Below are 21,211 nucleotides of genomic sequence, written 5' to 3'. Positions count from 1 at the left end.
AAAACTTGCTAAGAAATTATAAAAAATCCGTAAAACCTTTAACTGTTTGAGTAAAAGCGAGTTTTAAAGGTTTAGGATTTTTTATAATGCGAAGCTTAGTTTTCTCAAAATTATTTTTTGGAGTAACTTGTTTTTAATATGTGATTTTATGCCAATTTTGTATTTTTCACCTCAACATTGCTCCATCTTCCACACTTATCTCCCCATCTAGCAACCATATTTTTATCTCTAAAAAATTCTACTACCTCACACATATTTGGACAATGGTCACATTCAAAGCTTTTTACTTGATAACTACTATTTGCCACTTCAAAACCTTTAAAGTTTGTTCTTCCACTTTTTCTTACTTCTTCTTTTGCCAAAAGTGCTACTCCAATAGCACCCATTACACTTGCATAGGGAGGCACGATTACTTCTTGTCCTAATATTTTTTCAAAAGCTTTCTTAATCCCTACATTAGCAGCCACTCCTCCTTGAAAAATAATAGGTGATTTGATTTCTTTTCCTTTTCCTAAATTATTTAAATAGTTTCTTACCAATGCTTCACAAAGTCCATTAATAATATCTTCTTGATTATGACCCATTTGTTGTTTATGAATCATATCTGATTCTGCAAAAACTGCACATCTTCCTGCAATTCGCACTGTTGCCTCTGACTTTAATGCCAAATCTCCAAATTCTTCAATAGGTATACCCATTCTTTCTGCTTGTCTATCTAAAAACGAACCTGTTCCTGCTGCACAAACAGTATTCATAGCAAAGTCGTATAAAATTCCATTTCTTAAAAGAATAATCTTAGAATCTTGCCCTCCAATTTCTAGAATTGTTTGTACATTAGGTACAAAATGAAGAGCAGCTACACCATGAGCTGTAATTTCATTTTTGATCACATCAGCTCCTACCATGATTCCTCCTAGCTGTCTTCCACTTCCTGTAGTTCCTATTCCTGCAATTTTTATTTCATTGTTTATTCTTTCTTTTATTTTATAAAGTCCCTTTTGAATCGTTTCAATAGGTTTTCCTTGCGTTCTAATATATAATGTATCTATTATTTTTTCATCCTCATCCATTACAATCACATTTGTACTTACAGATCCTATATCAACTCCAAGATAACATTTTTTCATTTTGAAATTTGTCCCTCCTATTTCTTAATAAATCAATATAGGCTTCAAGCCTTGTAATATATCCTGCCTCTCCTGTCATTTCATCAATGATGAGTGTCAATATTGGAATATGATAATCATTTTGTATCTTAGGAAGTATACTCATAGCTACAATTTCAGGCATACAAGTAAATGGCATAATATGTATCAATCCATCATATCCTTCTTTTGCATACAAAATTGCATTCCCAACTGTTTCTCTTCCATGTCCTCCTACCATAGTTTTTACATAGGGTGCTGCTGCTTTTCTTATATCTTTTTCTCTACTTCTTCCTATGCTTTCATAAAATAGATGTTCTAATACCCAACCAGAAGTGCTATGAGATTTATGTACCTCTACTCCTAAATTATTTAATTTTTTTCCTATATCAATATTTGAAAAATCTTCAATAATAGTATAAATCTCACCAATGATTCCAACTTTGAGTACATCTTGTCTTTTTTCTAATGCTACGTTCATAAAATTTTTTTCTGCTTCTTTGATATATTGAAGCATCTCTTTTGATCCTGTACTTTTTCTTAATTGATCAATCAAATGATTATAAATTTTATCTATTTCTCCTTTATTTTTTTCATAAGGTCTATATTTTAATACTTTTTCTTCTATTTCATCTATTTTTTTCAAAATACCAAAAGCATTTTTAAAAGTTTTCACGATTTTAAATATATTTTTTGTCTCTAGCATCTGACTGACCCTATTATAAAATTCTTTTATGTCACCATCTGGTGCTTCAAGGCTTATAATCTCTACTTCATAACCTAAATCTTTTAAAATTTCTCTTTCAACTTCCATAAAATATCCATATCTACAAGGACCACAGCTACCTGTAACTACAATGGTGTCTGCTCCTTTTTCTATGCTTTGTATATAATTTCCCAAGTTGATTTTCATAGGTAAGCATATTTGCTCAGGTGCATATTTTGTTCCTATTTCTAATGTCTTTTTACTATTGATAGGAGGAGTAATCACATCTACCCCCAAATCATCAAACATGGCTTTAACGGGCAGATATGTATTGCCCATGTGTGGAAACGTAATTTTCATTTTCTACCCTCCATTTGATCATATCTACAAAAGCTTCAATTCTCGTATCTATTCCAGCCTCTCCTGTATGTTCATCCATAGTAAGGAGTATATAAGGCTTTTTAGAATTTCTTCTGGTTCTTCTTTCTACAATATCTGCAATCACTGAATCAATTCCACATCCAAAGCTTGAAAGATATATAATTCCTTGAATATCCTCTTGTTCCATTGCATATAAAGCTGCTCCTAACATCTTTCTTCCAAAGGTCCAAAACATTTTCTTTTGTAACTCATTCATTTGTGGATTGATTTGATCTTTAGAAAAATGATCTTGAGTGATTACAGTCATGCCATATTTTCTTAATTTCTCTACAATATTCATGCTTAAATATTCATCATAAATGTTATAAGGATGTCCAAGAAGAAGAATCTTTTGTGTATCCTCTTTATGTTTTGCCTCATGTTTTTCTTCATGTTTTTTATCTAGATCCATAGGAAAAAATCCTTGTTTCATTTTATTTTTATAATTTTGATGAGATTTTAAAGCTTCCTCAAAGCTTAATCTAATTTTTCTTTTGTCATAAGTTACATATCCTCCTATTTCATATACAATTTCTAATAAATGTTTTTTATTTTTTATAAAATCTATAGTAGGATCAATGATAGTCGGTAGATTAGAGATAGAAGTTTTGATCATTTCTGGCAATCCACAAAACTTGGGACAAATATATTCTTTTTCATGAATACTCATTATTTTAGGCACAAAAATAAAATCGACTTTGTCTCTTAAATCCATCACATGACCGTGATATACCTTAACAGGCAGACATGCTTCATCTACCGTAACCGCTACTCCATCATCTACTATTTTTTTGTTTGTTTTTTGAGATATTACAACTTCAGCTCCTAAATTTTCAAAAAAACTTTTCCAAAGAAACTGATAATGATCGTATAAAAGTCCTCTAGGTATTCCTATTTTCATAAATCTCCTGTCCTTTCTATACAAAATCCTTTTATCATTATTAACAATTTTTTATTATTCTAAACAAAAAGTTCCTAGATTTTTATCTAGGAACTTTTTGTTTATTTTAATAATTCATCTATTTTATCTTTATCAAATCCTTGAATTGCTTCATCTTCTACTATAATAACTGGTACACCCATAAATCCTTTTTTCATCAATTCTTTTCTAGCTTCCATATCTGTAGATACATTTTTTTCTGTATATTCTACTCCTATATCATGTAAATATTTTTTTACCTCATGGCAATACACACAAGTATTACTTGAAAAAACTACTACATTTTTATCCATTAAAAATTCCTCCTTTTATTTTTTTCACTTTAATTATTATTTACCCTTAAATATTATTTTAACACATATTTATAGTGCCTTCTTATTTTTTCCATTTTGTTTTTCTTTAATCAAACCTGTTGCATGACCCATAGGGCAAACTTGGCACCAACTACGAGGCTTGAAAATTACTCCCATAATGGTTCCAACGATAAAGGATGCAAACATCAATCGAAATACAGCTTTTGCAATATTTATTGGAACAAATTGAGAATGATATAGAGAAATTCCAAACATCGTTATCATTAGTATGAGTAAAAAATTCTTAAAATATTTTGTTCTCATGAATTTAGGCAATGTCTTGTTTAAAGATATATAAGGAAGAAATTTACCTAAAAAAGATCCTCTAGGACAATATTTAGAACAATGTACTTTTCCTCTTCCTCTTAAAGCATGATAAATTGGCATTCCCATACATACAAATCCAAATAATCCAAACCAAATATTTACTACTGATAATGCAAAGAAAGTAACTATTATAATCCAACTCCATTGTTGATGATTTTTATTTTTCATTTCTCCCTCCTTTTATCACCCCCTCCTATCAGGGGTGGTCTATACTTATATAATAATCTAATTTTATTTTTTCGTCAACCTATTTATATTTTCTCTAAAAATATTTTTTTCAAACATACAAAATTGTCATATCCTTATATCTTCATTAAAAATTCGTTTCATATGAAACGCTACATTTATATCCTGTCCTTTTTAAATTTTGAGGTAATTAAAAGTAAAATCGGAAATACTGATTCAAATATAACTGCATAATAAGACCAGACATAAGTATTCCAATATAAAAATTCCATTCTGCTAGGATGATAGATTTCTGATCCAATTAACATCATCAATACTACAGGCATTGCTAGTGATTTATAATTCAATACATTAAATATTTTCCCTAAACCTTTACAAACACCTAGTAGCAAAATACTATTTTTCAAAAAAGCTCCAAATACCCCTATGAGAACCGTAAAAATTTCTAATCTTTGTATAAAATCTCCTATATCTATGCCTGCTGCTGCATGAAATACTGGGAAATAAGAACTCGTAGAAATATCAATTCCTAAAAACAAAACAGTTATTAATGAATTGCTCATTCCAATTATTCCAGCAAAAATTAATCCTCCTATATAAATTTTTTTAGAAGACTTTTTTGTTTTAAAATTTTCAAAAACAAAAGCTAACATAATCACTTGTCCAAAAGGAAAAGCAAAAGCCATAAATGTACCTTCTAAAAGTGGTTCTACTCCATTATATAAAATAGGCTCCATATTGCTTAATTCTAATCTAGGTAATAAAAGAATACACATACAACTAACTACTATCACAAATATAATCATAAAAAGTTTTGCCCATCTTCCTATTACTTCTATTCCTAATTTTACTGCCCAAGCACATAATAAAGCTAAAGGTATAACAGTAATAATTTGAGGTGTCTCTAAAATACCTGTTTCTGTAATAAATTGCTTAGTATTCGTAAAAACTGCAATTCCCTCTTCAAATAAAAAATACATATATAAAAAGCTAATTATTTTCCCTAAAAATCTCCCATAGCAAATTTCATGTATATCATATAAATTTTTTCCAGGAAATTGATTATGTAATCCAATCAGTATAAGACAAATAACAAGAGACAATAAAAGAGCTAAAATAATAGCAATCCAGAAATCACCCTTTGCAGACAATGCCATTACTAATATAGTAGATGTTCCTGAAAGAAATAAAACAGCAATAGATATTCCTTGGCTATCTGAAATGATCTCTTTATCCACTATTTTCCTCTCCAATCCTTTTTTCAAATGTTATAATATAGTTTAACCAAATTATTTTATTTCTATTTTTCATTATTTATAAGTCATATTAAAAGTATTTATATCCTTGTCTACAAAAATAAGACTATTATAATAGTCTTATTTTTTTTGATTCCAAAAATTGATAGGTTCTTCTCTATAATCAATAGGAATTGTAATATATCCTTCAGCTTTTAAATATTTTAAAAGCTCTGGAAGAGCTTTTACTGTAGCTTTTCTTTCATGAAGTAAGATTACTGCTACGTTTTTATTCTTCACTTGTTTTTTTACATTTGATAATATTTGATTGGGTGAAATATTCTTTTGAGAACTATCTTCACTATCTACATTCCAATCCCACATTTTATATCCTGCTGTGTTTACAGCCTCTACATAATTTTTTTTCATATGAGGAATACTTCCATAAGGAACTCTAATTAAATTTGTTCTTATCCCTACTACTTTTTGCAACTCCTCATTACATTGATTCATTTCTCCAACTACCGTATGTTCTGACTTATAAATTTTATTTACATTATGACTTACTCCATGAAGCCCTACACTATTTCCTTGAGCAATAATTTCTCTTACTACTGATTTGTAGTTTCTAATTCTATCAGAAAGCATAAAAAAAGTAGCTTTAGAATCATATTGATTGAGTATATCTAATATTTCTTTTGTATAGGGAGTAGGCCCATCATCAAATGTAATATATACTACTTTAAGATTTTTTCTCATTTCAATTCTTTCTCTTGCTATTTGCTCTTCTTTTTTTCTTTGTATTTGAATTAAAATTTTTTCTTTTTCTTGTATAATTTTGTTTTGAAGTATATCAAACAAATCTTCATCTTCTACACATAGGCTTTGGTTCGTAGCTCTTGCAATAGGTCCTTTGTCAATATAGCTTACTTCATATCCAAAATATTTAGCTATAAACTTATAAGGAACCATTGTTCTTCCGTCTTCTAAAAAAATACCATCCGTAATAATTTGTCCTTGATTTGTAAATAAAGCATTTAAAGTTATATCTAAAATGATTTGCTTACTACCTTTTGTCAAAAAAATACTATTACTTTTTTTATCCCATTTTATTTTTACTTTTAAATGATCTGCTAAAAATCTAATAGGGACATAGGTCATACCCTCTTTAATTACAGGATAAGTTTCTTCAAAACTTACCAATTGATCATTTACTACAATATAGACCATACTGTCTATATCTTTATCAATCCCAAAACATTCTATTGGAAACAAAGCAATAATCAATACAATATACCATTTTATTTTTTTCATGATGATTGTCTCACACCATTTCTTATTGATCTACATATTTTTATTTTAATTTTTATCTTCCTTTTGATTTTTAGTATATGTATTTTATTTTTAAAGATACTTTACAATTTTATCAAATATATAATTTCCTATATATTACAAAAAAACTTTCTTTAAATAGAAAGTTTTCCTTTTTTTATTTTATTTTTAATGATACAAATGATTAAATAAGAAATCACTAATGAAATCACAATACTAGCACCAGAGGGAATCTGCAATAAATAGGAAATAAATAGACCAAAGAGACAAAATAAAATTCCTACTAAACTTGAAAGAATCATAATTTTTTTTAAATCATAGCTAAATTCCTTTGCAATTGCTGTAGGGACTGTAAGTAGAGCTATAATTAGAATAATTCCTACTACTCTTATCAATATTACAATAGTTAACGCAATTAAAATAAAAACTATTTTTTCTAAATAAGAGGTTTTCATTCCTATTACTGCTGCAAACTCTTCATCAAATAAATACGCCTTAAATTGTTGAAAATAACCTCCTACTATACCTACAATCATCACATTTACTATAATCATCATATACAAATCCATTTTAGAAACTGTCAAAATATCTCCAAAAAGATAAGAGGATAGCTCTGGAGGATATCCAGGTGTCAACCATATAAATAAAATTCCAAGAGCCATTCCTAAAGACCAAAACATACCTACTAATATATCTTCTCCTGTATGAGTCTTTTTATGAATTTTATTTACTCCTAGAGCTGCTACAATAGAAAATACCAACGCTCCAAATATAGGTTCAATTCCTATAAAGTAGCCCATTCCAATGCCTCCAAAAGCTGTATGCGCAATTCCTCCACTCATCATGATCAAATTTTTTTCTGTAATAATAGTTCCAATAATTCCACATGCAATACTTGCAAAAATTGCACTTAAAATAGCATGTTGTAAAAATTGGTAACGAAAAATTTCTTCTAGCATATCAATTCTCCTTATGTTTGTGTAATACTCTATGAGAAACTCCATGGGCAATCATATCAATAGGACATCCATAGACTTGTCCTAATATAGATTCTGTTAATAAAGGTTGTCCATGGTAAAATAATTTTTGATTTAAACAAGCAATATTTTTTACATAAGTAGATACAGCACTCATATCATGAGTTACCATCACAATAGTCATCTCCTTATTCAGTCCTTTTAGTACTTCATGTATTTGAGTTTTAGCACTTGCATCTAAACTTGCAGTAGGCTCATCTAAAAGAAGAAGTTTAGGCTCTACTGCTAATGCTCTACCAATCAACACTCTTTGTAATTGCCCTCCTGATAATTGCCCTATTTGTCTATCTTTTAAATGAAAAATATCTAATTGTTTCATAATATCATCAGCTTTTTTAATATCCAATTCTTTATATTTTGCAAATGGACTATTCTTATTTTTTAAAAATCCTAAATGTACTACCTCTCGTACTGAAATAGGAAATTTTCTATTAAATTTACTAAATTGAGGAACATATCCTATATTTCCCAAACTTTTTTGAATAGATTTTCCATACAGCATAATTTTACCCGATGTAGGTTTTAATAATCCTAATATGGTTTTTAAAAGAGTACTTTTCCCTCCTCCATTAGGTCCTATAATAGCTAAAAAATCTTTTTCTTCTACCTTCAAACAAATATCTGAAAGAGCATGTACTTGATCATAAAAAACATCTACATTTTCTAACTCTAATACATGAGTCATATCCTCACCTCTACTTTAAACTTTCCGTAAAAGTTTTTGCCATATCTCTTAAGTTTTGTATGTAATCTTTAGCTAAAGGTTCAATTTCTTTTGTTTTTCCTCCTATTTCATCTGCAATAGTCCTAGATTGTCTAGAATCAATTTCTGCTTGATAGAATATCACTTTTATGTTTTCACTCTTCGCAAAATCAATAACTCTTTTGATATCTTCTATAGTCGCTTCTTTTCCTTCTTCTTCAATAGAGATCATATCTAATCCATAATCATCTGCAAAATATCCAAAGGCTGGATGATATACAACAAAAGACTTTTGGGGAAGTTTTTCAATAGATTTTTTTATTTCTATATCTACTTCTTTTAGTTGTTGTATATATTTATTGGCATTCTCTTCATAAATTTCTTTATTTTGTGGATCAATTTTTATAAGCTCATCTTTAATTACTTCAGTTATGACGACTACTCTTTTAGGAGAAAGCCATATATGGGGGTCTCTTTGGTTTTTAGCAAATTCTCGATCTTTATAAACTTTTGATACTTCATTTTCTAAAGATATCAATTGAATATCTTTATTCATATCTTTTAATTTTGGCAAAATATTTTCTTTTTCTGATGGAACTCCTATAGAAAAATACAGTGTAGACTCACTAAGCATTTTTAACTCTTTAGGAGATGGTGCATAATTTTCAGGGCTCATTCCTGGTGGAATCATTTCTACTGTTTCAACTAAATCTCCTCCTACAGCTTCTACAAAAGTCTTTTGTGGAACAATAGATACAGCTACTTTTATTTTTTGGTTATTCTCTGCCTCTTGACTACAACCTGTAAACATTAAAATCACAAAGCTCATACATAAAATACAAAAAAAATTTTTCATATCCATACTCCTCTCTATTTTCCTCTATTCTTATTATATGTAAATCTTGATGCAAATGCAAGTCATTTGCATTTAAAGGAAGTATAAAAGTCTGGCAATATACCAGACTTTTATACTTTGAAAATACCCATAGATTCTATAAAAACTTGCATCATTTTGTTTAATTCTTCTATGGTGTATGCTATATCTTCTATAGCATTACTTTGTTCTTGAGTAGGTGTATTAAATATTATTTTATTAAAATAGGTTTTGATTTTAAAGCACTTCCCCTTATATTTATCTTTACTTCTATATTACATTTTATTTGACTAAACATTTTATCCCAATCTTTATATATATTTTTCCATATATGAGGCATTGTATTTTTAATTTTTTTACTAAATTGGAATATGTCGCTATTATAATCTTTTTGTACCTTCTTAATGACTTCTTCTACCTGATTTTTAATATATTTTTGTGCTTGTTTTTGTACAATGGCTCTCCCTTCTTTACCAATCACATCTATCGATCCAGCAATTTCACCTATTGCTACATCTGTTGTAATTTCTATATTCATAATGATTTCTCCATCTTTATAGATAGGCTTTACTGTAGTTTTGCTTTTTAATATTTCCAACGTTACATTTACTTTTTCATTTTCTACTTGTGGATCGATTATGATTAATCCCCCTTTTATTTCATCTACTGCCCATAAAAATGCTTTTGTCTCTGATTCTGTAAGCCATCCTACAAGACTATCTTTTTGAAATACTGCCAATTCTCCTAAAATAGGATAGATTCTTTCATTTCTCTCTACGTTTTTAATAGCTGGAAGAGTAGCCGAAATTCCTTCTTCATATAATGCTTTTATAAATTTCCAGGATTCTATTCCAGTATATTTAGATATACTTTTTTCTGATTTGATTCCTTGATGTATATGATAGCCTAAAATAGAACTAAATTCTTCTCCTGTATATCTTTTAAAAATTTCTTGGGCAGTTTTTTCTTTTGAAACAATAAGATAAACTTCTTGTCTAAACTCTGAATCCCTATAAATATAATCTAAAATAGGAATCATTTTTTCCTTTGCTATATCTTGACTAATAATAATAATCTTTGCATGTGGCCAATATAATTTTTTTCCTGTTTTTATAATCATATCTCTTACGCCTTCAAAAGGAAGGTTTCCTCTACTTTGATAAATTTGTCCTTTCATAACTCCTCTTTGCCCTGCTTGTAGATTCACAATCTCAATAGTAGTAATATATTCATCTTTTTCTTGATCATAATCTATGGCCATTCCTGCTACTAATCTAGTATTATTAATATCTTGGTAATTCCAACACCCACTTAATAAAAATAAAGTTATACTTAGTAGTAAAAATTTTTTCATCATATCATCCTCCTATGACTGCTTTTACCACTCTTTCAATAGGCTTAGCAGGACTAGGAATCTCTACTCCCAAGCTTAACAATACACTCATTACAAAAGCTGTTAAAAATAATGTTACATAAAGAATGATTTCTTTTTTCTGTCTTTTTTGGATAAGAGGTACAATCTCTATTACTCCAATAATCAAATATGCTAATATAATTAAAATCACCATATTTTATTTTTTCACCTCAATCGGTTTTGATCTTAATGCACTTCCTCGAATCAAAATTTCTGCATGTACATTGATCTTTAATTTTTTAAAAACTTTATCCCAATTCGGTTTGATTTCTGTCCAAAGTGTTGGATATTTTTTTTCTATACTTTGAGAAAATCTAAAAATATCACTATTGTATTCTTTTTGAACTTTAGCTACTAATTTTTTTATATCTTCTTCTATTTTTTTCTCTGCTGTTTTTTGAATTTTATTCATTACCTTCTTATCCATAAAATCTATTTCACTTTCTAGATCATTAATATTCACAGTAGTTTTTGTATGAATAGTAATATCTAACTGTCCATCTTTATAAATAGGTTCAACTTTTGTATTATTCTTAAGAATTTCTAATGCAATTTTTTTATATTTTCCTTCTTCTTTTTGATCAATTACTATAGTTCCTCCTTTGAGCTTATCTAAAATAAATAATAAACTCTTTGTTTCTTCTCCATCTAGCCATCCTACTGGTTTTTCTTTTTTAAAAACTTCTGTACCATATATTTCTACAATTTTCTTCCCTTCAAAGCTATGTATCCTAACTGTAGGAAGAATAGGTGATATTCCTTCTATAGATAAGTCATCAACAAATTTCCAAAGAGGAGTCCCTATATACTTTGATACTCCTTTTTCATTTTTAAAAATATCTTCTATCTGAAAAGAGGCTATATCCTGAATTAAAGGCTCCATTGTCAGTATTTCTTGTGCAGTATTTTCTTTAGATAACATTAACCACAAATCGTCTCTAAACTCTGCATCTCTTTTGGCAAAATCTATCAAACTCATGAGTGCTTTCTCATTTTTAACTACCTCTTCACTGATCACAATTATTTTTGCATGAGCCCAAAATACTTTTTTACCTGTGGTTTGAATCATATTTCTAATTGCCTCAAAACTATTTTTCCCTCTCCCTTGTATCATCTGGCTTTTTAAAATACTTTCTCCTCCTTCAATACTAGGGTAGATAATTTCTGCATTTAAAATCACTTGATCTTTCTTTTTATCATAATCTACTGCTAATCCTGCTGAAATAGATGTATCATCAATTTCTCCATAATTCCAACATCCTGATAAAAAAATCATACTAAATATTATCATCATTATTTTTTTCATTTTTTACCTCTTTTCAGGAATCTGAGAGTCCTTTTTTCGAATAGAATTATGAGATAAAAGCTTAGGTCTATAATACATATACCACCAAGGAGCTCTAATACTAGTATCCTTCATATCTTGAATCTTTAAACTTCCGATATGTGACATATAGGGAATACCAAAAGATCTTAAAGACATAAGATGAATAAATAATCCAATGACTCCAAATATATACCCATATAACCCTAAAAACGCAGAAAGCATTAAAAAAGTAAATCTTATGACAATAACAGGTCCGATCATTTTAGGTATTAAAAAGTTTGTAATTCCAGTAAGTGCTGCTACAATAACGATTGGGGCACTTACAAATTTTGCATCTACTGCTGCTTGCCCTAAAATAATAGCTCCAACAAAGCCTATCGTAGTTCCTACAGGAGCAGGAAGACGCACTCCACTTTCTCTTAAAAGCTCAAAAGCTAATAGCATCAATAACGCTTCTACAATAGTAGGAAATGGGACTCCTTCCCTTGCTGCAGATATACTAAGAATCAAAGGGGTTGGGATCATTTCTTGATGAAAAGTAGCAAGTGCTATATAAATAGCTGGTACACTAGTAGTTAAAAAAAATGATAAGATTCTAAGCATTCTATTAATGGTTGCATAAAAAGCTCGATTATAATAATCTTCGTTTGCTTGAAAGTCTTGAATAAATAAATGAGGTATACTTAATACAAAGGGAGTACCATCTATTAAAATAGCAATTCGCCCTTCTAATAAATTTCCTACAATAACATCTGGTCTTTCTGTATGTCCTACAGTAGAAAAAGGAGAAAAAGGAGCATCTTCTATAAATTCTTCTATGTACCCTGACTCTAATATTCCATCAATCTCTATATCATCTAATCTTTTATGTAGCTCTTTGAGTATTTTTTCATGAACTACACTTTCAATATAACATATACATACTTTGGTATTTGTTCTTGTTCCTATCTTTTTAAATTGAAATTTTAAATCTGGGGTTAAAATTTTTCTTCGAATCAAAGATAAGTTTACAATTAAAGTCTCTGTAAACCCTTCTCTAGGACCTCTTACAACTTGCTCTGATATAGGCTCTGTAATAGCACGAAATGCCCATCCCTTTGTATCTAATATAAGAGCCTCTTTCACTCCTTCTATCAAAAGAACACTATCTCCTGATAAAATAGCTCCCACTAAATGATCTATATCCTTTTGTTTTTGTATTTCTGCTGTAGTTATGATTTGATTAGACAATCTTTCTAAAATATTTAAATCTTGATTTTTAGGGTCTTTGCTTTCTACAACAGGCTGAATAATAAAATCCTGAATATCCTCTTTTTTTACCATTCCATCTGCAAGAATTAAACAGCATTTTAGATGTTTCCACTCTCTACTTTCTATTTTTCTAAAAATAATTGTCTCATCATGATCAAAAATAGTTTGAAATACTAAAATATTTTCATCTAGAGATTTTGTCAAATAAGTAGGCTTATATATATTCTTTCTAGTTATGTGATCTTGTCCGAAAAGTTTATTTTTTAGGATTCTAAACATATCAACACCCTCTACATCCTTTATAGTCTATAGTATTATTTGCTAAATTGATTTTTTCTATTCTAACCCATAAATAAAACCACCTATAAAATAGGTGGTTTTATTTATGGGTTGTATGAAGATTGATATCTTTCATTTCAAGTACTTTTAATGCATCCTTAGCTTTCTTTTCTAATGCTTTTTCTCCATATTGATCTACTGCTTTTTTATCCTTTGGTCCATGATGAAGTGATGCAGCTCCTCCAATACATCCTCCTATACATGCCATACCTTCTATGAAATTTCCTTGAAGTCTTCCTACTTTTGCCAATTTCAATGCTTTGTCACATTCCTTGATTCCATCACAACATACTGCAGTTAAATCTACATCTATTCCTTCTTCTTCTATAATATGTCTAACTGCTTGTGTTACTCCTCCTGATTTTGCAAAACTTCTTCCAAAGAAAGAAGCATTATTAAGTTGATCTTCTTCACATTCCTCTACATTTATATCAGCTGCATCAATCATAGCACAAAGTTCCTCAAAAGTGAGCACATAATCTGTACTACCCTTTACATTTTCATTTTGAATTTCTGCTTTCTTTGCAGTACATGGACCTATAAATACTACTTTTGCCATAGGATCTGTTTTTTTAATGTATCTTGAAATAGCAATCATTGGGGATACAGTACTAGATACATGATCTAAAAGAGTAGGATACTGCCTTTTTATATACTCTACAAAAGCAGGACAACAAGAAGTTGTCATAAAACCTTTTTCGTTTATTGTATCTTTAAATTCATGAGCCTCATGCAGCGCTACCATATCTGCTCCTAAAGCTGCTTCTACTACATCATAAAATCCTAATTTTTTGATGGCTGTTATAATCTGTTCTATTTTTACTTCTGTAAATTGACTGGCTATAGCTGGTGCAACCACTGCATATACATGTGTATCTTCTTTTTCATTTTTTAAAAGTTCAATAACCTCTAACACATAAGATTTATCCATCAACGCTCCAAAAGGACATTGTATGATACACACACCACATTGTATACATTTATCATTATCTATAACTACTTTTCTATCTTCATCAATAGATAAAGCTTTTGTAGGACAAGCTCCTCTGCAAGGACGCATTACATCTGAAACTGCATTGTATTGACATGCATCTCTACATCTTCCACACTCAATACATTTTTCTTGATTGATATATGCTCTTTGTCCTACATGAAAAATAGCTCCTACAGGACAGGCTTCTGAACATCTATGTGCAAGACATCCCCTACAGGCCTCTGTAATAGTAAATCGATCTATAGGACATTCATCACAGGCACTTTCTAAAACTTCTATAATATTAGGATTATTTTTATCTCCTCCAATACCAATCTTTACCCGTTCTGTAACAATAGCTCTTTCTTTATATATACAACACCTATTTCTCGTCTTTGGATCTGCTAAAACAATATTCGGGATATTTTCTAAATTTTCATGCAATGTTCCTTCCATGGCAAATTTAGATACTTCTTTTAAAACTTTATACTTAATCATCTGAACATTATTTTCAAATTTTCTCATAACAGATCTCCTTATATATTATTTTTATATACGTTTTCCTAATTCTTTCATGAACTCTACCAGTTCATCTACTACTCTCAATTTTATAGTCAAATCTATGATCCAATTCATATTTTCATTTGGTAGATTGATAGTCATAATTAGGATATCTACTGCTTCATATCAAAATCTACTTTTAGTATACTATATTGTTAAAAATTTATCAAGATGTATCCTTCTTTTCTAAGTAATACTTTTATTCACTTCTCATTTTCATCATACGCATCATTTATTCTTTTATGATTGTATAAAAATTATATTGAAAACTAAGTAAAATGCTATTGGAAGTTTTCCAATAGCATTTTACTTAATTTTCATTTCCAATCTTTTGTCTACAAACCTTCTTACTACTACAATAATCATAGATATAGCTGGTACTCCTAAAAACATACCGATCACACCAAACAAACTTCCTCCTAATGCAATAGAAAAAATAATCCACAAAGGACTGATTCCCATTGTATCTCCAAGTATTTTGGGACTTAGATAAAATCCATCAAATTGTTGTAAAATCACAAGATACAATAATACCCATAAAGCTTTTATTGGGCTATAAAAAGAGACAAATATAAAGCTTACTAATTCTCCAATTAATGGTCCAAAGTAAGGAATCATATTTGTAATTCCTACTATTAAGCTAATCAACAATACATAAGGACTTTTCATAATAGATAATCCTACAAATGCTATAACACCTATAATAAATGAGTCTATAGATTTTCCTATTACAAATTTTACAAATATATTATCTGCTTCCTTACAAAAAGCTTTAAGATCTTCTATATGATTTTCTTTAAATATTGCTTTAAGTATTCTTTCTAATCCTTTTATTAATGAGTCTTTGTCCATCAAAATATAAAAAGATGCAATTAAAGTAACAAATATATTTAAAGTCTTGGAAGTAAGTTCGATCACACTGTCTAAAACATTATTTAATATCCCTTGAAAAATCTTACTAACATTTAAAAATACATGATTAATATTTTTTTCAATAGTTGGAGCAATATTGTACATATCATTTTTATAGAGATTATGTACCCAATCAATGATTTTATTTTGATGATCATAAACAAAGTGAGGTAAACTGCTTAAAAGGTCTTTTATACTTATAGATATTCGTGGAATTACATATATCAACGCAAGTGAGATCATCAATATAAATATTATAAATACACATATGGTACTAATGGTTCGATTATATTTTTTATACTCCTTAGATAATACACGACCTACTACTTTTTTTTCAAGCCATTTTACAATAGGGTTAAAAATATAAGCAATGACGACTGCTAATAAAAATGGTTTGCACGCATTTATAAAAATTGTAACCTTTTCATAAATAGAAAAATACAATCCATCCATATTGTCCATAAATTTATAAAATACAATAGACAATATAATAATCATTAAAGTATTTAAAGATCTCTTCCATTCTTTCTTTGAAAACCAATATCTCATACAAACACCTCCCTTTAAGATTCATTCTACAAGATGATAGAAAAACACTACCTGGATATCCAAGTAGTGTTTTTTGTCTATCTTGATCCATAAAAGAATCGTAGAAAATACTATCTTTTTGAGAATTGTGGTGCACGTCTTGCTTTCTTTAATCCATATTTCTTTCTTTCTTTCATTCTAGAGTCTCTAGTTAAGAAACCAGCTTTTTTAAGAATTGGTCTTAATTCTCCTTCAGCCTTTAATAATGCTCTTGAAATACCATGTCTTAATGCTCCAGCTTGTCCTGTAAATCCTCCACCATGAACTTTTGCTAAAACATCAAATTTTCCTTCCGTCTCAGTTAATACAAGAGGCATTCTTACTTCTCTTTTTAATGTTTCATAATCCAAGTAATTATCTATATCTCTTCCATTGATTGTAATTTTTCCTTCTCCAGGAACTAATCTTACTCTTGCAATAGAAGTTTTTCTTCTTCCTGTTCCATAATATTGTACACTTGCCATTGTATTTCCTCCTCTCCTAAGACTATATATCTAGAGTTTCTGGTCTTTGAGCTTCATGTTTATGCTCAGCACCAGTATATACTTTTAATTTTTTAAACATTTGTCTTCCTAAACTATTTTTTGGAAGCATTCCTTTTACTGCTAATTCAATAATTCTTTCAGGTTTTTTAGCAAGCATATCCTTAAAAGCAACTTCTTTTAAGTTTCCTACATAACCTGTGTGGTGTCTATACATTTTTTGATTCATTTTTTTACCTGTTACAGCAATTTTTTCTGCATTGATTACAATAACGAAATCTCCAGTATCTACATGTGGTGTATATGTTGGTTTATTTTTTCCTCTTAAAATCGCTGCTACTTGAGAAGCTAAACGACCTAATGTTTTTGCCTCAGCATCTACTACATACCACTTTCTTTCAACCTCTTGTGGCTTTGCAACAAATGATTTCATATATTTCCCCTCCTAACACTACTTTTCAAAATTCACACGCATCTATATATACAAAACCCGGGGCTAGTGGATTTTGTTATATACATATCACCAATATAGTTTAATACATAGAGCCGTGTGTGTCAAGGTAATTTTAAAGATTATAATAAACTTTTGACAAATATAATCCTTGTGGTGGAGCTGTATGACCTGCATTTTTTCTATTTTCTGATTTTATAATGTCTGAAATATCTAAAAAATTTATTTTTTCTTTCCCTACATCTATAAGTGTTCCTGCTATAATACGCACCATATTATATAAAAATCCATTTCCTTTTGTTTCTAGTATAATCATTTCATCTTGTTTATATAATTTCATTTCATATATAGTTCTTTTCGTATCTATGACACTACTTTTAGATGACATAAATCCTTTAAAATCATGCTCTCCTATGAAAAATTCACATGCCTTTTGCATCGCTTCTATGTTTAGTACATGAGGTACAAAATAAGAATAATTCCTTAGAATAGGTTTTCTGATAGAACCATTATATATTTTATATATATATTTTTTCCCTAGAGCATCATATCTTGCATGAAAATTTTTATTTTCTTCTTTTACATATTGAATAGAAATATCCTCTGGTAAAATAGAATTTAAAGCTATAGATATCTTATTTATTGGAATCGTAAAATCTTCATAAAAGTTTGCTACTTGTCCTAATGCATGAACTCCTGCATCTGTTCTTCCAGACCCATTAATTTTTACATTCTTTTTTAATATTCTCTCTAGTGCTTTTTCTATCTCCTCTTGTACTGTTCTTGCATTATTTTGCTTCTGCCATCCATAAAAATTTGTTCCATCATATTCTATAATCATCTTTATATTTTTCATATACACACCTTCTATATAAATCGATCTATTAGTATTGCTCCAATCATAAGCATGGTAACAACTGAAGCAATAAAATCTCTAGTATGAAAAGATAATTCTTTCATTCTTGTTCTATTTTCTCCGCCTCTATAACAACGAGCCTCCATAGCCATAGCCAACTCCTCTGCTCTCCTAAAAGCACTAATAAATAAAGGCACCAATAAAGGTACTAAGCTTTTTGCTCTATTTAATATATTTCCACTTTCAAAATCAGCTCCTCTTGCCATTTGAGCTTTCATAATCTTATCTGTTTCTTCTAATAAAGTGGGAATAAACCTTAGAGCAATTGTCATCATCATGGCTAGTTCATGAGCTGGAACACCTATTTTTTTAAATGGATCTAATATCTTCTCTATTCCATCCGTTAACTGTATAGGAGATGTAGCCAGTGTTAAAAGAGATGTTCCTACAATTAATAAAATTAGTCTTAAACCCATAAAAATTGCTTGATGTAATCCTTCTTTTGTCACATCTAATGGTCCTAATTGATATATTACTTCTCCTTTTGTCAAAAATATATTAATACTAAAGGTAAGAATAATAATTAAAAATAATGGTTTAAGTCCCCTTAACATATAAGAAGGTGGCACCTTTGAAAGCATTACTACTCCTGCTAAGAAGATCACGGGATATAGATACGCTGTAAAATCTTTTACAATAAATAATGATAAAATATAAACAAATGTAGACAAAATTTTTATCCTCGGATCTAATCTATGAATGATAGAATCTACTGGATAATATTGTCCTATAGTAATATCCTTTAACATATTATTTTCCCCTTATCAACTTTAATATCTCTTGTGTTGCGTCTTCCACTGTAAAAATATCTTCTTTTATATCTTTACCTGATTTTTTTAATTTCTTCATTAAATTTGTAATCTGTGGAACTCCCAATCCTAAACTTTCTAAATACTCAGATTTACTAAATACTTCTTTAGGGACTCCTGTAAGAACTAAATTCCCATGATCCATGACAAAAATTTTATCTACTAATCTTGCAATATCCTCCATACTATGAGAAACCAAAATAATAGTTATTTTATATTTATCATGAAGAATTTTAATTTGACTTAGTACTTCATCTCTTGACTTAGGATCAAGTCCTGCCGTAGGTTCATCTAATATTAAAACCTCAGGTTTCATAGCAACTACACCTGCAATAGCCACCCTTCTTTTTTGTCCTCCGCTCAATTCAAAAGGAGAGCGATCCTTTACATCTTTAAAAGAAAGTCCTACAAGTTCTATAGATTCTTTTACTCTTTTATCAATTTCTTCTTCTGTAAGCCCCAAGTTAGTAGGTCCAAAGGCTACATCTTTATATACAGTCTCTTCAAAGAGTTGATGTTCTGGATATTGAAAGACAAGTCCTACTCTTTGCCTTATTTCTTTTAAAGCTACTCCTTTTTTTGTAATATCAAATCCATTGATACTAATTTTTCCGGAAGAAGGTTTTAAAAGTCCATTTAAATGTTGAATGAGTGTTGACTTTCCTGACCCAGTGTGCCCTATAAGACCTATAAATTCACCCTTTCCTATCTCTACATTTACATTATTTAAAGCAGTAGTTTCAAAAGGAGTATTTTGATTATATATATGAGTTAAATTTTCTATTAAGATTGACATAAATATCTCACCATCTCATCTATTGTTAGTATATCTTGTGGAATTAAAATTCCTTCTTTCTTTAATTGATAAGCAAGTTCTGTTACTTGAGGAACATCTAAACCTAATTGTTTTAAAGTCTTAACTTGTGAGAAAACTTTCTTAGGGCTTCCCTCTAATACCATATGTCCATCTTCCATAACAATTACTCGATCAGCAGATACTGCCTCATCCATATAATGAGTAATATGAACAATGGTAATTCCCTCTTCTTTATTGAGTCTATAAATCGTATCCATTACTTCTTTTCTTCCTGATGGATCAAGCATCGCAGTAGGTTCATCTAATATAATACATTCAGGTTTCATGGCGATCACACCTGCAATAGCTACTCTTTGCTTTTGTCCTCCTGATAATAGATGAGGCCCCTTTTTTCTAAATTCATACATTCCTACAGCTTTTAGAGCTCTCTTTACTCTTTCTCTTATCTCACTTGGAGGAATCCCTAAATTTTCAAGACCAAAAGCTACATCTTCTTCTACTACAGTAGCTACAATTTGATTATCTGGATTTTGAAAAACCATTCCTGCACTTTGTCTTATATTCCATAATTTTGATTCATCTAAAGTATCTAAACCCTTTACATAAACTTTTCCTCCACTTGGTAATAAAAGTGCATTTATATGCTTTGCCATAGTAGATTTTCCTGAACCATTATGACCTATGACTACTAAAAATTCACCTTCATCTACATTCAATGTAACACCTTTTAAAGCTTGTATCTTTTCATCTCCATCTTTTCTATATTCATATATAAGATCCTTTATTTCAATAATGTTCTTCATATTATCCGTCCTTCATCTATAGTATACCTATATATTATACCTCGTATGAATAAGAATACCAATAGGTTGTTCTTTTTTTTATTTCATATAGTTTACCAAAAATTCAATTTTTAAAATTTACATAAACTTGTATTTAGAAAGATCAACAAAACCATCAGGCTGTTAACAAAGTATATTGTAACAAAGTCATAAAAATTAGGAACATTTATTGAGAATTTGTGAAGATATAGAATAAGTGAGAAAATGCTTAGCATTACACTGTTTGAGCATAGCGAGTTTGTAATGCTATTTTCGATCGTTTCTTCATATT

General features: G+C 29.4%; 22 protein-coding genes. All 22 read right to left on the bottom strand.

All coding sequences use genetic code 11. The features are described 5' to 3' along the window. Window positions 1-146: 146 nt before the first annotated feature. Window positions 147-1,127, bottom strand: a complete 981-nt coding sequence (locus EK368_RS06025; RefSeq protein ID WP_129597476.1) for an acyl-CoA dehydratase activase — start codon at window positions 1,125-1,127, stop codon at window positions 147-149. Continuing rightward, on the bottom strand, window positions 1,102-2,211 hold the full coding sequence (locus tag EK368_RS06020; protein WP_129597474.1) for an acyl-CoA dehydratase activase-related protein: 1,110 nt from the start codon (window positions 2,209-2,211) through the stop codon (window positions 1,102-1,104). The genes EK368_RS06025 and EK368_RS06020 overlap by 26 nt, the downstream gene beginning before the upstream one ends. Then, window positions 2,165-3,172, bottom strand: a complete 1,008-nt coding sequence (locus EK368_RS06015; protein WP_129597471.1) for an acyl-CoA dehydratase activase-related protein — start codon at window positions 3,170-3,172, stop codon at window positions 2,165-2,167. Before EK368_RS06015 ends, EK368_RS06020 begins: the two co-directional genes overlap by 47 nt. Window positions 3,173-3,273: 101 nt before the next feature. After that, a complete protein-coding gene (locus EK368_RS06010) occupies window positions 3,274-3,504 on the bottom strand; it encodes a glutaredoxin family protein (protein ID WP_129597469.1) in 231 nt (76 codons plus the stop codon). 69 nt (window positions 3,505-3,573) lie between these two features. Beyond that, window positions 3,574-4,059, bottom strand: coding sequence for a 4Fe-4S ferredoxin (locus EK368_RS06005; protein WP_129597466.1), 486 nt, complete (start codon window positions 4,057-4,059; stop codon window positions 3,574-3,576). A 176-nt stretch (window positions 4,060-4,235) separates the two neighbouring features. Then, complete coding sequence (locus EK368_RS06000) at window positions 4,236-5,315, bottom strand: GerAB/ArcD/ProY family transporter (RefSeq protein WP_165000340.1); 1,080 nt, start codon at window positions 5,313-5,315, stop codon at window positions 4,236-4,238. Window positions 5,316-5,453: 138 nt separating this feature from the next. Beyond that, window positions 5,454-6,626: a polysaccharide deacetylase family protein gene (locus EK368_RS05995; RefSeq protein ID WP_129597462.1), complete on the bottom strand. Its 1,173-nt coding sequence runs from the start codon at window positions 6,624-6,626 to the stop codon at window positions 5,454-5,456. Window positions 6,627-6,778: 152 nt separating this feature from the next. Continuing rightward, complete coding sequence (locus EK368_RS05990) at window positions 6,779-7,603, bottom strand: metal ABC transporter permease (protein WP_129597460.1); 825 nt, start codon at window positions 7,601-7,603, stop codon at window positions 6,779-6,781. Window position 7,604: 1 nt separating this feature from the next. Continuing rightward, window positions 7,605-8,366 (bottom strand): metal ABC transporter ATP-binding protein, encoded by a 762-nt coding sequence (locus tag EK368_RS05985; protein ID WP_129597458.1) that lies wholly within the window; start codon window positions 8,364-8,366, stop codon window positions 7,605-7,607. Between the two features lie 10 nt (window positions 8,367-8,376). Then, window positions 8,377-9,240: a metal ABC transporter solute-binding protein, Zn/Mn family gene (locus EK368_RS05980; RefSeq protein WP_129597456.1), complete on the bottom strand. Its 864-nt coding sequence runs from the start codon at window positions 9,238-9,240 to the stop codon at window positions 8,377-8,379. Between the two features lie 229 nt (window positions 9,241-9,469). After that, window positions 9,470-10,612 carry a Ger(x)C family spore germination protein gene (locus tag EK368_RS05975; protein ID WP_165000339.1) on the bottom strand — a complete coding sequence of 381 codons (1,143 nt, stop codon included), beginning with the start codon at window positions 10,610-10,612 and terminating at the stop codon, window positions 9,470-9,472. A 4-nt stretch (window positions 10,613-10,616) separates the two neighbouring features. Beyond that, window positions 10,617-10,826: a hypothetical protein gene (locus EK368_RS05970; RefSeq protein WP_129597451.1), complete on the bottom strand. Its 210-nt coding sequence runs from the start codon at window positions 10,824-10,826 to the stop codon at window positions 10,617-10,619. Window positions 10,827-10,829: 3 nt separating this feature from the next. Continuing rightward, window positions 10,830-11,978, bottom strand: a complete 1,149-nt coding sequence (locus EK368_RS05965; protein ID WP_129597449.1) for a Ger(x)C family spore germination protein — start codon at window positions 11,976-11,978, stop codon at window positions 10,830-10,832. Between the two features lie 3 nt (window positions 11,979-11,981). After that, complete coding sequence (locus tag EK368_RS05960; protein WP_129597447.1) at window positions 11,982-13,529, bottom strand: spore germination protein; 1,548 nt, start codon at window positions 13,527-13,529, stop codon at window positions 11,982-11,984. Between the two features lie 100 nt (window positions 13,530-13,629). Next, window positions 13,630-15,087, bottom strand: coding sequence for a 4Fe-4S dicluster domain-containing protein (locus tag EK368_RS05955; RefSeq protein ID WP_129597445.1), 1,458 nt, complete (start codon window positions 15,085-15,087; stop codon window positions 13,630-13,632). Window positions 15,088-15,429: 342 nt separating this feature from the next. Further along, window positions 15,430-16,584 (bottom strand): AI-2E family transporter, encoded by a 1,155-nt coding sequence (locus EK368_RS05950; protein WP_129597443.1) that lies wholly within the window; start codon window positions 16,582-16,584, stop codon window positions 15,430-15,432. Window positions 16,585-16,694: 110 nt separating this feature from the next. Then, window positions 16,695-17,087, bottom strand: a complete 393-nt coding sequence (gene rpsI, locus EK368_RS05945; protein WP_129597441.1) for a 30S ribosomal protein S9 — start codon at window positions 17,085-17,087, stop codon at window positions 16,695-16,697. Window positions 17,088-17,109: 22 nt separating this feature from the next. After that, window positions 17,110-17,538, bottom strand: coding sequence for a 50S ribosomal protein L13 (gene rplM, locus EK368_RS05940; protein ID WP_129597439.1), 429 nt, complete (start codon window positions 17,536-17,538; stop codon window positions 17,110-17,112). Between the two features lie 133 nt (window positions 17,539-17,671). Beyond that, window positions 17,672-18,412, bottom strand: a complete 741-nt coding sequence (truA, locus tag EK368_RS05935) for a tRNA pseudouridine(38-40) synthase TruA (RefSeq protein ID WP_129597437.1) — start codon at window positions 18,410-18,412, stop codon at window positions 17,672-17,674. A gap of 11 nt (window positions 18,413-18,423) precedes the next feature. Continuing rightward, entirely contained in the window at window positions 18,424-19,221 is a 798-nt protein-coding gene (locus tag EK368_RS05930; protein ID WP_129597435.1) for an energy-coupling factor transporter transmembrane component T family protein, read from the bottom strand. 1 nt (window position 19,222) lies between these two features. Beyond that, window positions 19,223-20,077 (bottom strand): energy-coupling factor transporter ATPase, encoded by an 855-nt coding sequence (locus tag EK368_RS05925; protein WP_129597433.1) that lies wholly within the window; start codon window positions 20,075-20,077, stop codon window positions 19,223-19,225. After that, window positions 20,065-20,901: an energy-coupling factor transporter ATPase gene (locus EK368_RS05920; protein ID WP_129597431.1), complete on the bottom strand. Its 837-nt coding sequence runs from the start codon at window positions 20,899-20,901 to the stop codon at window positions 20,065-20,067. Before EK368_RS05920 ends, EK368_RS05925 begins: the two co-directional genes overlap by 13 nt. Window positions 20,902-21,211 lie beyond the last annotated feature (310 nt).

Source organism: Anaerophilus nitritigenes, assembly GCF_004138215.1.
In the GTDB taxonomy this organism is placed as follows: Bacteria; Bacillota; Clostridia; order Peptostreptococcales; family Thermotaleaceae; genus Anaerophilus; species Anaerophilus nitritogenes.
The sequence above is the reverse complement of the archived record's forward strand: the minus strand, read 5'-3'. Positions and strand labels throughout refer to the sequence as shown.

Coding starts and splice junctions, on each gene's coding strand:
- EK368_RS05990 (WP_129597460.1), bottom strand. CDS start 7,603: ATGCTAGAAGAAATTTTTCGTTACCAATTTTTACAACATGCTATTTTA.
- EK368_RS05925 (WP_129597433.1), bottom strand. CDS start 20,077: ATGTCAATCTTAATAGAAAATTTAACTCATATATATAATCAAAATACT.
- EK368_RS05985 (WP_129597458.1), bottom strand. CDS start 8,366: ATGACTCATGTATTAGAGTTAGAAAATGTAGATGTTTTTTATGATCAA.
- EK368_RS05965 (WP_129597449.1), bottom strand. CDS start 11,978: ATGAAAAAAATAATGATGATAATATTTAGTATGATTTTTTTATCAGGA.
- rplM (WP_129597439.1), bottom strand. CDS start 17,538: ATGAAATCATTTGTTGCAAAGCCACAAGAGGTTGAAAGAAAGTGGTAT.
- EK368_RS05970 (WP_129597451.1), bottom strand. CDS start 10,826: ATGGTGATTTTAATTATATTAGCATATTTGATTATTGGAGTAATAGAG.
- EK368_RS05930 (WP_129597435.1), bottom strand. CDS start 19,221: ATGTTAAAGGATATTACTATAGGACAATATTATCCAGTAGATTCTATC.
- rpsI (WP_129597441.1), bottom strand. CDS start 17,087: ATGGCAAGTGTACAATATTATGGAACAGGAAGAAGAAAAACTTCTATT.
- truA (WP_129597437.1), bottom strand. CDS start 18,412: ATGAAAAATATAAAGATGATTATAGAATATGATGGAACAAATTTTTAT.
- EK368_RS05950 (WP_129597443.1), bottom strand. CDS start 16,584: ATGAGATATTGGTTTTCAAAGAAAGAATGGAAGAGATCTTTAAATACT.
- EK368_RS06005 (WP_129597466.1), bottom strand. CDS start 4,059: ATGAAAAATAAAAATCATCAACAATGGAGTTGGATTATAATAGTTACT.
- EK368_RS05980 (WP_129597456.1), bottom strand. CDS start 9,240: ATGAAAAATTTTTTTTGTATTTTATGTATGAGCTTTGTGATTTTAATG.
- EK368_RS06025 (WP_129597476.1), bottom strand. CDS start 1,127: ATGAAAAAATGTTATCTTGGAGTTGATATAGGATCTGTAAGTACAAAT.
- EK368_RS06020 (WP_129597474.1), bottom strand. CDS start 2,211: ATGAAAATTACGTTTCCACACATGGGCAATACATATCTGCCCGTTAAA.
- EK368_RS05955 (WP_129597445.1), bottom strand. CDS start 15,087: ATGAGAAAATTTGAAAATAATGTTCAGATGATTAAGTATAAAGTTTTA.
- EK368_RS06015 (WP_129597471.1), bottom strand. CDS start 3,172: ATGAAAATAGGAATACCTAGAGGACTTTTATACGATCATTATCAGTTT.
- EK368_RS06010 (WP_129597469.1), bottom strand. CDS start 3,504: ATGGATAAAAATGTAGTAGTTTTTTCAAGTAATACTTGTGTGTATTGC.
- EK368_RS05975 (WP_165000339.1), bottom strand. CDS start 10,612: ATGAAAAAATTTTTACTACTAAGTATAACTTTATTTTTATTAAGTGGG.
- EK368_RS05920 (WP_129597431.1), bottom strand. CDS start 20,901: ATGAAGAACATTATTGAAATAAAGGATCTTATATATGAATATAGAAAA.
- EK368_RS05960 (WP_129597447.1), bottom strand. CDS start 13,529: ATGTTTAGAATCCTAAAAAATAAACTTTTCGGACAAGATCACATAACT.
- EK368_RS05995 (WP_129597462.1), bottom strand. CDS start 6,626: ATGAAAAAAATAAAATGGTATATTGTATTGATTATTGCTTTGTTTCCA.